Origin of the sequence: Adlercreutzia sp. DFI.6.23, assembly GCF_024462535.1 — a bacterium.
GTDB classification, from domain to species: domain Bacteria; phylum Actinomycetota; class Coriobacteriia; order Coriobacteriales; family Eggerthellaceae; genus Adlercreutzia; species Adlercreutzia rubneri.
Genome location: NZ_JANGBP010000808.1, coordinates 1 through 288, shown reverse-complemented (window position 1 = coordinate 288; position 288 = coordinate 1). Strand labels below are relative to the sequence as shown.

Genomic DNA, 288 nt, shown 5'->3' with positions numbered 1-288 from the left:
CAGCAGCCGCGGTAATACGTAGGGGGCGTGCGTTATCCGGATTCATTGGGCGTAATGCGCGCGTAGGCGGCCGCCTAAGCGGAACCTCTAATCCCGGGGCTCAACCTCGGGCCGGGTTCCGGACTGGGCGGCTCGAGTGCGGTAGAGGCAGGCGGAATTCCCGGTGTAGCAGTGGAATGCGCAGATATCGGGAAGAACACCGATGGCGAAGGCAGCCTGCTGGGCCGCCACTGACGCTGAGGCGCGAAAGCTGGGGGAGCGAACAGGATTAGATACCCTGGTAGTCCC

The 288-nt window shown here is 63.9% G+C and carries 1 rRNA gene; it reads left to right on the top strand.

What is annotated here, in order from left to right:
• Positions 1 to 288: ribosomal RNA gene (locus NE591_RS15555) — 16S ribosomal RNA — on the top strand; the annotation flags it as partial.